Origin of the sequence: Paraburkholderia caledonica NBRC 102488, from assembly GCF_000685095.1 — a bacterium.
Taxonomy (GTDB): Bacteria; Pseudomonadota; Gammaproteobacteria; order Burkholderiales; family Burkholderiaceae; genus Paraburkholderia; species Paraburkholderia caledonica.
This window is the reverse complement of the sequence record NZ_BAYE01000040.1, coordinates 19,193-27,555: the sequence shown is the minus strand read 5'-3', so window position 1 is coordinate 27,555 and position 8,363 is coordinate 19,193. Positions and strand designations below refer to the sequence as shown.

Below are 8,363 nucleotides of genomic sequence, written 5' to 3'. Positions count from 1 at the left end.
AACAGGTTGTGGCGCTCAGGTCATTTTTCATCGAATCCCGAAACGCGTTCCTCACTCCGAGGGACGCGTTTTTTTTCGTCCTGTTGTCCTGTCCCCTAGGAGGTCTTCCTTGCTTCCAGACCGTCTTGATGAGCGTATTGCCGAAGCGATCAACCACACGATTGCCGAGGAGCGCGCCACTGTAGATACCGCATCGCCAGCATGGCGGGCGCGTTGCGAGGTCGCCCAGGTCGCGAAGTACAGCGATCCGGATCGACGCGTTTTTCTTTCCCACATAGCCGAGCGCCGCGGAGACGCGGCAGCACACGAACTGGAGCAGTCAGCCAGCGAGTTGCGCACCACGGCCATCTTTTTTCTAGCGAGAAAACTCTCATGAATGCCGTAGTCAATCTCGTCAATGGCCCTGCTCGCAGCGTCGTTGAGGAACGCGCGTTGCGGCCGCCCGTTATCGGGCATATCCGCCCAGGCATCAAGGTGCTCACTGCAAAGGCGCGAGGCAACGCCCAGGCGATCGGCATCTATAACGACATGGTCGCTCAAGGCCATCCGTTCGATGCGATCGCGAGAGTGATCGAATCGAAGTGCAATCTGAAAAACCCGCTTGTGCCGAAGAACACCGCGTATTTCACCTGCCGCCGCTCGGACTTCAATATTCCGGACGTGGCCGACGAAATCCTCCGGCTCTACGGCGAGGACCGCGGTGACGGCGTGAAGCTCTACCGGTTTCCCGTACTGTTCGCGTTCAACGACTGGATGCAGAACCTGCCGAACCAGATGACCGTATACGGCACAAATGGTCGGAAGTTCTTCTCTCAGTACGAGCGCGATGGAATCCGCTATTGCATGACATATGCAAGGATCGATCGCGATCCGCGTGCGCAACGTGCGGTCCGGCACTTCGGCGGACGCACCGTCATCCGTCGTCAGGATGAGGCGATTCCGGACGGCATCTGCGATCCGGAACAGTGCCCGCAGTATCAGGCGCGACACTGCAACCTGTCGGCGAGTTTCGTGTTCGCGGTGCCGGACATCAAGGGGCTCGGCCTGATTGAATTGCCGACGAACTCGATCTACGTTCTGCAGAAGGCCTACTCGGCGATGCAGACCGTGCAGCTTGCACGGGGCAAACTGACCGGCACACGCTTCTGGGTCACCAAACGTGAGTTCGAAATCACGCGTATCAATGAGAACGGCGAGGCAGTGCGGGTCAGCCAGATGCTCACGGTGCTCGATGCAGACATCGATATCGGTGCGTTGCTCGACGCTGCCGACGATGCGCCTTCCGCGCTGGAAGCGGCGAGCCAGGCGGTCGCGCTGATCGAAGCGGGCGGCAATGTCGTGCGGCTCGGCGGCGAGGTCGATGCAGCGATCGGTAACGCGGTTGCTGAAGGTGTCGTGATGGACGCGTCCGTCGACCCGGAGGCGGGCACAGGTGTCGGCACGACGGTAGCTGTTGGAACTGAAGCTCCGACGGCAAACGAAGCCGCGGCGGCGACCGTCACCACCGCTTCGACGGCAGGTGCCGGCACTGCGGCTACCACCGGTCCATTGCTGCAACACGTGCTTGCCGCACAGCCGGCGACTGCCGGATCCATGGAAACGCTTGCAGATAAGCGCGACCGGATGTCCGACCTGCTGCAACGGCTTGGCCTGAGCGCGGACGATCGCAAACAGGACTTCCGCATCTACGCCCACACGAAGTTCGGGCGCGGCTGGACCGAGCGCGAGCAGGACGTCGACCAGATGAACGAGCGACTCGTGCAGGCACTGACCGACCGTGAAGCGTTTGATCGCGAGATCGGCGCGGCCAGACAGCCGACGTTTCTCGACTGACCGGACGTTTCTTCAATCCTTGCCAGCCCTTCGGGGCTGGTTTCCTTCCGTTTCGATTGCGAGAACATTTCGGCAAGCCCGCGTTTGCTCGAATGCTTTCGACCGCGCAATTGCGCATCGAAAAGAGCCCGCCTCGGCGGCCCATTTTCTGTCTGGTTTTCAAGGAGTCGTCCTGTGCGCAAGATCGGCAATTTCACCGCGTTTTTTGGCGCGGACGATGTGTTCAGCAACTGGCATCCCTGCCGCTTTACCTATCACGACGTTGCATTTTCGAGTGTTGAGCAGTTCATGATGTTCACCAAGGCGAAGCTTTTCAGCGACGAGAAGTCCGCTGCAAGGATTCTCGCCACTCGCGATCCGATGACCCAGAAGATGATAGGCCGCAAGGTTGCCGGCTTTGATCAGCAAATATGGGTAGCGAAGCGCGAGTCAATTGTCTTCGTGGGATGTCGCGAGAAGTTCGCGGAGAACCCGGGGCTCAGGTCCATCCTGCTCGCCACGGCACCGACCGAACTGGTCGAAGCCAGTCCCTACGATCTCATCTGGGGCATTGGCCTTGGCGAGCGCGACCCACGGCTGACTGACCGGTCGCAATGGCGCGGACAGAACCTGCTCGGCATCACGCTGATGCGGGTTCGCGATGCGCTTGCTATGAACTGATCTTCCTTTCTTCGCACCCTCGCGGGTGTTCATCCATTAGGCTGCCTTCGGGCGGTCTTTGTGTTTTTTACGGAGGCGAATTTGAAACTCGCTCATTTTTCTGACCTGCATTACGCGCCGGACAATCTGGCCGAGTCCGACCGCTGCTTCAGTTTCGCTGTCGGCGACGCAATCGCCAGCGGCGCACAGGTGGGTGTCATTTCCGGTGACTCGACCGACCACCGGCTTGATGCACATGCGCCGTCACTGCTTGCGCTTGCTACCCAGGTGCATAGGCTCGCTAACGCGATGCCCGTGCTGATGCTGCAGGGCACCTTCTCGCACGAGCCTCCGGGCACCCTCGACAATTTCGCGTTGATGGGCAGAGCGCATGACGTGCACATCGCCGATCGCGTCTCACAGGTCGCGCTCATCGATGGCCGCTTCTGGGCCTCGACAGGTCCGGTCTTTTCGGATGACGAGTTGAGGCAGTTCATCGGCGTGAAGCCCGAAGTCGTGTTCACGTGCCTTCCGACGGTCAACAAGGGCCAACTCGCCGCGAGCGTTGGCGCGCTCGCGGCCGGTACGGAACTGGGCGATGTGCTTGCCGCATATCTGGCGGCGGCAGGCCGCGTGAACACGCAGCTTCGCGCAGCGGGTATCCCGACGGTCGGTGTCTCGCACGGCACCGTCAATGGCTGCACGACGGAGCATGGTGTGGTGATGGCGGGCTTCGATCACGAATTCTCGCTCACGGCGCTCTTCGAAGCCGAATGCGATGGGTTCATGCTCGGCCATATCCACAAGGCGCAGCAGTGGGCGCGCGAGGGAAGACTGGTAGCGTATCCCGGCTCCATCGGCCGGTTTCATTACGGCGAAGAGGGCGAGAAGGGCTATCTCGCGTGGGACGTGCAACCCGGTTTGGCGAGCGCAACGCTCATCGCGACGCCATCGCGTCAGATGGTCTGTATCGATTTCGACGGGCCGCCCGACTTGGCGCGCCTTGCCGAAATCGCCGCTGACGCCACCGACAAGTTCGTGCGTGTGCGCTGGCAGGTCGACGAGGAGCATCGGCAGGCCGTCGATCGCGAAGCCATCAAGGCGCTGTTTTCCGGCGCTGCGGGCCTCAAGGTCGAATCGCGTGTCCTTCCGGTCGTGCGCAGTCGTGCCGAGGGCATCAGTCTCGAGACGACGGTTGAAGGAAAGCTCGCACGCTGGGCCGAACTGACTGTCGTTGATGTCGGTCCGCTTCAGGAGCGTTTGCAGTTGCTGATCTCGGCCGAGGTGGAGGCGATCGCATCAGATGTTCTGGCGCGCATCGACTCACAGCCGGATGAGCGGTCTGGTCCGCAGACTCTTGCAACCGTGCTGCCGCATCCAGCGGTCGGTGCCATCGCGGCAGTCCCGCCGGCAGCTTCCGCAGTGCCGCTGGCGCCTGCTGGCGCTGAGCCTTCAACGCTGGACTGGCTTAATGACGATCTCTTTGCGGCATAGCCGCCATGGAGCGGGAGCGGCCTGTAAGGCGCTTCCGCGCGGGACACGAGTCGTGTCCCGGTAGCACGCCGTTCGCGTGTTACCGGAACCAGATTTACCCGCGTCTCTGACGCATCGATCGCAGTTCGCTGCATCCATTTTCTTTCTAACCTTGGCGGGGAATCATTCCCCCAGGGGATGCACTCCGCCGTTTTTTCCGGAGTGTCCTCATGTTTGGTCTTTATCCCGCCGGCACCCGATGGGTCCGGCACTTCTCTGCAGCACGTACGCCTCGCGAGATCCAGAAGGCCCTCACGGCCCACGCTGGATTCAGCGCAGGCATTTTCCATCAACCTTTCGGAGAGAACCGCGGCGCGGTGATCGCCCAGAAAGGTCGTTTGCTGGTACTCGCAGAACGCATCGATTCGGCGAGTGCAGATCTGGCGCTGGTGCCGGATGTGCAGATGCAGAACCTGCTCTGGTCATTCCAGAGCGGTTACGCAAATCAGTGGGGTTCCCGCGAACTCCGTGTGCTGACCGGTTGCGACAACTGGGATGCGTTGTTGCGGCAGGCAAGCGCTGATTACGCGCAGGCCTGCGACCTCGTTGAGGAAGCTGTCTCAGGCGCGCTTGAAGCGAAAGCGGCAGAGAAGCTTGCCGCGGGGCAGCTGGCCGCTGAAAGGGCGGCTGCAGCACAGGCGTCGGCCGCGTCGCATTCTGCGGCAGATCCTGTCGTCGGCACCATGTACGCCAATGACGACGATGTGCCGTGGCTGCCGTCGGACTACCTCTTCGATGCCCCGCATCCGGAGGCCGCCTCATGCGCCCACTAAAGCTGACCCTGACGGGTTTCATCGGTGTGCGCGACGGCATGAAACGCGAGAGCGTCTCGCTGGATCTCACGTCGCTGCCGACTGGCCTTATCGCGTTGACGGGTCCGAACGGCGCGGGGAAATCCACGATCATGGATAACCTGCATCCGTACCGGATCATGCCGTCGCACGCGTCCAAGCTGTCTGTTGACGGATTCTCGTACTGGGACCACCTGTACGGGACGCACGCGCTCAAGGAGTTTGAATGGGAGCACGGCGGCGTCCGTTACCGCTCATCGTTTGCATTCCGCAAACCGGGGAAAACTGGCAAGGCTGAGTATTTCCTTGCATGGTGCGACGCGAGCGGCACATGGCAACCGATGCAGACCGGAAACGGCACTGTGTCAGACGGGAAAGCCGAAACCTACGATGCGTGCGTCGAGTCGGTATGCGGCTCGCTGGAGTCATTTTTCACCAGCGTCTTCTCTGCGCAGAACCGTCGGCCGCTCGCGTCCTATGGTGCGAGCGAAATCAAGGCACTGCTCGCGGAGCTTCTGCATATCGACCATCTGCGCACGCTGGCGGCGAAAGCCGGCGACGTCGTGAAGGTTCTCGCCCGTGCGCTCGATGCGACGCACCAGCAGCTTGGTGCACTCGGGGCGAAGCGCGACCGTGTTGTGCAGATTGATCAGGCCATCGCTTCAGATGTCCAGTCACTCGTCGCGGCTCGGGAGAGCCGGGAGGCACTCAATGCGAGCGCAGTCAGGCTGAGTGATCAGCGCGCAGTTCTGGTTGCAAAACAGACTGCGAACGTGGATGCGCAAGCGCGGTTGCGGGAACTGGCCGGACGACGCAGTCAGATCGCTTCGTCGTTGCAGGCGCTGGCGAACGACAGCGCGGCTGACGATCGCCGCTTTGCGCAGCGCCTGTCTGCCTTGCGCGAGTCGATTGCCGGTCACAACGCGGTGATTGGGCAGCGCGATTCCATCCTGGGTGCTAGCGCTGCGCGCGACGGTGCCCAGGCACGCCTGGCGGCCCTTGAAGCGCGTGTCGAGCCAATGCAGCAGGCCATCGCGGCACTGGAGGCCAAGCAGCTTGAATTGACCGCGGCCACTTCACGCATCAACGGGCTCATGTCCGAGGGTGAGTCGAAGGCGTCGTTGCTCAAGTCTCTGGAACAGCAGGCTAGCGTGATCGCTGCCGTTCCCTGTGCGGGTCACGCGATGCATAACACGTGCCCTCTGCTTGCCCAGGCGCGTGAAGCCAATGCGAAGGTTCCCGAGCAGCGCATTTCGCTCAACAACCTTCGTGTCGCGTTTCGCACGAGCCGCGAAGCAGTGGATCGTTTGACGCCCGAAGTGCAGCAGCTTGCTACGCGGCGCGCCGAACTGAAGACGCTGTCGGCAGAGATTGCCGCTTCGCGGCGTGATCTGCAAATGGCTATCGATCTTGCGGCACGCAAGCCGTTACTTGATGCAGCAACCGAAGGCGTTCGCAAGGCCAGTGAAGAACTGGCCGCCGTGGAAGCCGAGGCGAAGGCTGTTCGCGAGCGACGACAGGTACAGCAGGAAAGCCTGTCGCTGCAGGCGAGGGAGCTCGACGCAGAAGTTGCACGGCTCGGTGCCGAAGACGTGAGCGCTGCAATTGCTGATCTGGACCGGCAACTGACGCAATGTCGTGACGGCATCACTGCAGCCGATGCGCGGATCGAATCGCTGATCCGTTCACAGGCGACACGTGAGGTCGAGCGGCAGGCGATCGCAAACGAGCTTGCGGGATTCGACGCGACGCAGTCGCGTGCGAACCGCATCTCGGACGAGATCGCCAGCTGGAAGCTGCTCGCGAAGGGTCTTGGCAACGAAGGTGTGATTGCGCTGACGATCGACGATGCGGGCCCGGCGCTGACGAAGATGGTGAACGACCTGTTGCTTGCCTGTTACGGCATGCGCTTCACGGTCGAGATCCAGACTCAACGCGCATTGGCAAGTGGCGAACTGCGCGAGGGATTTGAAATCCTCGTGCATGACGCCGATATCGACAGCACCAAGGCGGTGACGGTGATGTCGGGTGGCCAGAAGGTCTGGATCAACGAATGTCTGACCCGTGGCATTGCGCTGTATCTGGCCAGTAACGCCGGTCAGCCATATCAGACGCTGTTCAGCGACGAGTCCGATGGCCCGCTTGATCCGCAGCGCAAGCTGCAGTTCATGCGCATGAAGCGCGAAGTTTTGCGGCAGGGCGGCTACGAGCGGGAGTTTTTCATCTCACAAACGCCGGACCTGGTTGCCGAAGCGGACGCCGTTATCAATGTCGAGGCGCTTGCCGCCTGAAAACCTTCTTTACTTTCAACCCTGTGGGGACGCTCCCCACAGGGGCGTTCCTTCGCTTTTTTTCAACGAGGAACGCAATGAAATCGAAGCACGACATGTATGCACGAACCGGAGCGGTCACCGTTTCAGTTCGTCCTGCCACGCTGCGCACGGGCACAGTCCACACCTACGTCCTGAACGGCACGCTCCTGCGTGACGCCCTCGTCGGCGGCAAGTGGGTAACGCACCACGCCAGCATCCCTCTCGAATCGCGGGCCGCGTAAGCGGCTCGCCTCTTCAAGCTGAGTTAAGTCCATGCAAAACCTGATCATGCTGCTCATTGCAGCGGGCAGTTCATCGCTGTGCGCCTGCACGATTCAACCACAGGCCGAGCCGGTGCCTTCAAGGCACGTCTCAACGATCGTCATCCAGCAGCCGCGAGGCGAGCCGGGCGACTTCATCATCTGCAACGACGGTCGCGTGCTGGTCTTCCCCGTTGCGCACCCTAAAACCTGTTCCTGATCCGCAAGGCCTCGACCTCGAAAGAGTGTCGGGGCCTTTCGCATGGAGAGTCTTCATGAAAAAGCAGATCACAACCGCGGCGGCACTGGGCGCATTGCTTGCCGTCGCATGCCTGCTCTGGGAGCAGCAGTCCGCGGCCGCTTTGTCCACCACGACAGGCAAAGCGACACGCGCATCTCGCGCGAGCCCGTCGCCATTCGATCGGCGACTGAAAGTGGCCGTGTCGACCGGCACGCAAGGCGCCTCTCGTCGCGGCGACTGTGTGTCGACCTGACCTCTGACGCATCTTTTTACTCACCCGCCGGGGCAGGCCCCCGGACGGGAGCACCTGCGCCGGCAATCCTCTTGTGGAGCAGGCCAATGACTTACTCTTGCACTGATTTTTTCGACGACGTGATGCGCTGTCTCGCCGATTCTGGCGCGATCGCAACCGATGACATTCCGGAAAGCAACCCGGGCGCCGCCGCGGATCTGGCGGTGGCGGCAATCGTCACGATGCATCGCGCGAGCCTCTCTTCAAATTTCGTCCGTGAGCTTCTGGATGAAGTTGAGACTCTCGCCGGCGTAGCCGAAGAGCATGGCAACGGAGCGCTCGCATTTCTCTTTTACCTCCAGGCCGCGATTCTTAACGACAGATTCATCGAGGCGCAGAGCCACGACGACTCAGGTCTGCTTGAGCTTATCAGGCGTCTTCCGTCAGGCGTTACCTGGATGAAGCATGTCCAGGTCGCGGAATCATCCTAGCCGTTTAAGTTTTTCTCTATCCCTCGCGGGG

General features: G+C 61.3%; 10 protein-coding genes. All 10 read left to right on the top strand.

The genetic code is table 11. From position 1 onward, the window contains the following. The first annotated feature begins 109 nt into the window (after positions 1 to 109). The 10 genes from BCA01S_RS33310 (at position 110) to BCA01S_RS33265 (ending at position 8,332) form a co-directional block, all read left to right on the top strand. On the top strand, positions 110 to 376 hold the full coding sequence (locus tag BCA01S_RS33310) for a DUF7696 family protein (protein ID WP_027780573.1): 267 nt from the start codon (positions 110 to 112) through the stop codon (positions 374 to 376). Next, entirely contained in the window at positions 373 to 1,833 is a 1,461-nt protein-coding gene (locus tag BCA01S_RS33305; protein ID WP_027780572.1) for a recombination directionality factor, read from the top strand. The genes BCA01S_RS33310 and BCA01S_RS33305 overlap by 4 nt, the downstream gene beginning before the upstream one ends. 174 nt (positions 1,834 to 2,007) lie before the next feature. Then, positions 2,008 to 2,493 (top strand): riboflavin biosynthesis intermediates N-glycosidase, encoded by a 486-nt coding sequence (gene ybiA, locus BCA01S_RS33300; protein WP_027780571.1) that lies wholly within the window; start codon positions 2,008 to 2,010, stop codon positions 2,491 to 2,493. Positions 2,494 to 2,574: 81 nt separating this feature from the next. Beyond that, on the top strand, positions 2,575 to 3,966 hold the full coding sequence (locus tag BCA01S_RS33295; protein ID WP_027780570.1) for a metallophosphoesterase family protein: 1,392 nt from the start codon (positions 2,575 to 2,577) through the stop codon (positions 3,964 to 3,966). A 209-nt stretch (positions 3,967 to 4,175) separates the two neighbouring features. Beyond that, positions 4,176 to 4,778: a hypothetical protein gene (locus BCA01S_RS33290; RefSeq protein ID WP_027780569.1), complete on the top strand. Its 603-nt coding sequence runs from the start codon at positions 4,176 to 4,178 to the stop codon at positions 4,776 to 4,778. Continuing rightward, positions 4,766 to 7,087 (top strand): nuclease SbcCD subunit C, encoded by a 2,322-nt coding sequence (locus BCA01S_RS33285; RefSeq protein WP_027780568.1) that lies wholly within the window; start codon positions 4,766 to 4,768, stop codon positions 7,085 to 7,087. The genes BCA01S_RS33290 and BCA01S_RS33285 overlap by 13 nt, the downstream gene beginning before the upstream one ends. Before the next feature lie 77 nt (positions 7,088 to 7,164). Continuing rightward, a complete protein-coding gene (locus tag BCA01S_RS33280; RefSeq protein WP_027780567.1) occupies positions 7,165 to 7,350 on the top strand; it encodes a hypothetical protein in 186 nt (61 codons plus the stop codon). Between the two features lie 31 nt (positions 7,351 to 7,381). Further along, the gene (locus tag BCA01S_RS33275; RefSeq protein WP_027780566.1) at positions 7,382 to 7,588 is read left to right on the top strand and encodes a hypothetical protein; all 207 of its coding nucleotides are present in this window, start codon (positions 7,382 to 7,384) and stop codon (positions 7,586 to 7,588) included. 55 nt (positions 7,589 to 7,643) lie between these two features. Further along, the gene (locus BCA01S_RS33270) at positions 7,644 to 7,862 is read left to right on the top strand and encodes a hypothetical protein (protein ID WP_027780565.1); all 219 of its coding nucleotides are present in this window, start codon (positions 7,644 to 7,646) and stop codon (positions 7,860 to 7,862) included. An 86-nt stretch (positions 7,863 to 7,948) separates the two neighbouring features. Continuing rightward, complete coding sequence (locus tag BCA01S_RS33265) at positions 7,949 to 8,332, top strand: hypothetical protein (RefSeq protein ID WP_027780564.1); 384 nt, start codon at positions 7,949 to 7,951, stop codon at positions 8,330 to 8,332. Positions 8,333 to 8,363: the final 31 nt, after the last annotated feature.

What these genes read in the sequence shown, in the direction of transcription:
- BCA01S_RS33275 (WP_027780566.1), top strand. Translation starts at nt 7,382, where the DNA reads ATGCAAAACCTGATCATGCTGCTCATTGCAGCGGGCAGTTCATCGCTG.
- BCA01S_RS33265 (WP_027780564.1), top strand. Translation starts at nt 7,949, where the DNA reads ATGACTTACTCTTGCACTGATTTTTTCGACGACGTGATGCGCTGTCTC.
- BCA01S_RS33285 (WP_027780568.1), top strand. Translation starts at nt 4,766, where the DNA reads ATGCGCCCACTAAAGCTGACCCTGACGGGTTTCATCGGTGTGCGCGAC.
- BCA01S_RS33270 (WP_027780565.1), top strand. Translation starts at nt 7,644, where the DNA reads ATGAAAAAGCAGATCACAACCGCGGCGGCACTGGGCGCATTGCTTGCC.
- BCA01S_RS33305 (WP_027780572.1), top strand. Translation starts at nt 373, where the DNA reads ATGAATGCCGTAGTCAATCTCGTCAATGGCCCTGCTCGCAGCGTCGTT.
- BCA01S_RS33290 (WP_027780569.1), top strand. Translation starts at nt 4,176, where the DNA reads ATGTTTGGTCTTTATCCCGCCGGCACCCGATGGGTCCGGCACTTCTCT.
- BCA01S_RS33280 (WP_027780567.1), top strand. Translation starts at nt 7,165, where the DNA reads ATGAAATCGAAGCACGACATGTATGCACGAACCGGAGCGGTCACCGTT.